The 2,681-nt window shown below is 60.8% G+C and carries 1 protein-coding gene; it reads left to right on the forward strand.

The features are described from left to right. Positions 1-2,681, forward strand: a 2,681-nt coding sequence (locus HFD94_RS22735; RefSeq protein ID WP_207712426.1) for an Ig-like domain-containing protein, incomplete at both ends; no start/stop codon positions are given.

Here is a 2,681-nt window from a genome sequence, read left to right on the forward strand (position 1 = left end):
GGAGCGCAGACGGTCTCGTCGGTAGCCAGCCTGCCGGACGGCGGCGCCATCGTGGTGTGGCAGTCGGCGAGCGGAGATGGCTCCGGCAGCTGCGTCAAGGGTCAGCTGCTGGATGCGAAAGGCCAGCCGGTCGGGGCGGAGTTCACGGTGAACACCACCACAGCGGGCGACCAGATCACGCCGCAGGTTACGGTCCTGACAAACGGCCATATCGAAGTGGTGTGGAGCACGGATTCCGGTGCGCATATCAAGGGTCAGGGTTATACCTACAGCTATGACGGTGCGGGTAACGTAAATGGTCTGGTGGCTGATGGCACAGAGTTCAGCGTTAACACCGGTACCACGGCAAGTAAACTGACTGAACCCGCCATTACCTCGCTGGAAGATGGCGGCTATCTGGTTGTATGGCAGGCAAGCCTGAACGGTAACTGGGCGATTTACAGCCGCCAGTATGATGCAAACGGCACGCCGGTCACGGCGGAGACTATGCTGATTACGACTTCGCTGAGCGTAAACGGCGTGCTGGGCTTTGGCGCTGACTGGGAGCCGCTGCCGTCTGTTACGTTACTGAAAAACGGCCAGGTCGCTATCGCCTATACCGTTAAAGGTACCGGGTATGACGCTGGCGTGTCGATCTACGATCCTTCACTGCATGAGGTAACCGGCAGCTTCGTAGCGAACCAGACCCTGACTAATAATCAGGCATCACCTGCAGTAAGCGCGCTGGATAACGGCAACTACGTGGTGACCTGGGACTCTAACGATACCAGCGGACCGGATCAGAACGGTTACAGCGTCTGGGGCCGCATCTATGCGGCAGACGGTACGGCGCTGACCAGCGAGTTCCTGATCAACACGGCAACAGCAGGCGATCAACATCTGGCGAAAGTCGTGAGCCGTCCTGATGGCAGTTTCGTTGCGCTCTTTATGTCTGCAACAGATACGGCGCCGGGTGCAGGTACCAGCGGCATCTACGCGCAGTACTTTGATGCAGCGGGTAACAAAGTGGGCCAGCAGATGCAGATCCATCAGCTGACCTATGGCGAGCAGGTTGAAGTCGATGCGACCTTCCTTGCGGGCGGTCAGCTCTACGTGACCTGGACTGACAAAGGTGTGGGTGACGGCGAAGGCTCGGCGATTAAAGGACGCGTTGTGGATCTGGTTGAAACGCTGGGACTGGAGCAAATGACGCCGGACAACAACGATCCGACGACCATTGACTATCAGCCTGCGACGACACCAGCGTCGAGCGACACCGATGTACTGCCGCCGAACGTGGGCCTCTCTACCAATACTAAGGAGACTCTGGGTGGCCAGACCGAAGCAGGCGCTACTGTTATCGTAACGAATGCGGCTGGAACGGTTTACTCCACGGTGGCAGATGCTGAGGGTGTATGGAGTATTGTACCTAACCCACTCAGTGTCGGTGAAAACGGAACGCTCTCGGCTATTGACGCGGCAGGTAACCAGAGCCAGCCAGTATTGATCTCCGGAGCCGCACTGAGTGCTTACGATCTGCTGAATGAAAGCGCGCAGGTGAATACCACTACCACAGGCGATCAGCTCAACCCGTCGGTCACCCGGCTGGCGGACGGCCGCATCGTGGTGACGTGGCAGGGTGACGGCACCTCCGGTACCGAGGTTTACATGCAGCTGTACGAGGCAGACGGTGTGCATAAAATCGGCACCGAGCAGCAGGTGAACCAGCGCACGGCCAACAATCAGGACAGCCCGCAGGTGATCGCGCTGACCGACGGCGGCTTTCTGATCGTCTACGAGTCCAACGTTAACGGACTGGACAACAGCGGCGACGGCGTGATGGCGCGCCGCTACGGCGCCGACGGCCAGGCGGTGACCGACGAGTTCCAGGTGAACACCACCTACAGCGGTGCGCAGAACCGTCCGGGTGCGATGGCAACCGCCGACGGCGGCTACATCATCAGCTGGGAAGACCAGGGCACAGGCATTGTGCAGCGCAGCTACGGGGCGGATAACCAGCCGGTGACGGGCGAAGTGACGGTGGCAACCGGCAAGGGCATGGGCAGCTCAGGCGGTCCGGAAATGGCGGCCTTTACCGATGCGGCGCACGGCGGCATGTACGTGACCGTGTGGAACGCCACCAGCGGTCCGGGTGACACCAGCGGCAGCGGGGTTGTCGGGCAGATTTTTGCCGCAGACGGCACGCCACTGGGGGGTAACTTCCAGGTGAACACCACCACGGACAGCTCCCAGAACTATCCGGACGTTATCACCCTGAACGACGGCAGCATCGTGGTGTTCTGGGACAGCAGCGACAGCGGCACCAGCGGCTCTGACATCCGCGCAGTGCACTACCGCGTGGATGCCGCCACCGGAACGCTGACGCTGGTCGGCAGCGGTGACTTCATCGTCAACAGCTACACCAGCGGCAAGCAGTATAAGCCGGTCGGCGTGGCGCTGGATGATGGCGGCTACCTGCTTATCTGGGGCTCCGAAGGCGGCGACGGGGATGGCTCGGCCATCTACGCACAGCGCTTTGATGCGAACGATAACAGGGTGGGACGCGAGTTCCTGGTGAACACCACCACGAGCGGCAACCAGGGTACCGGTGGCGACTCGGTGGATGCAACGCACATCTTTGACGCCGTGCTGACCGCGGACGGCAGCGTATACGTGACGTGGCAGTCGGACAACGTGGACGG

Source organism: Pantoea sp. EKM20T (assembly GCF_011800485.1).
Taxonomy (GTDB): domain Bacteria; phylum Pseudomonadota; class Gammaproteobacteria; order Enterobacterales; family Enterobacteriaceae; genus Pantoea; species Pantoea agglomerans.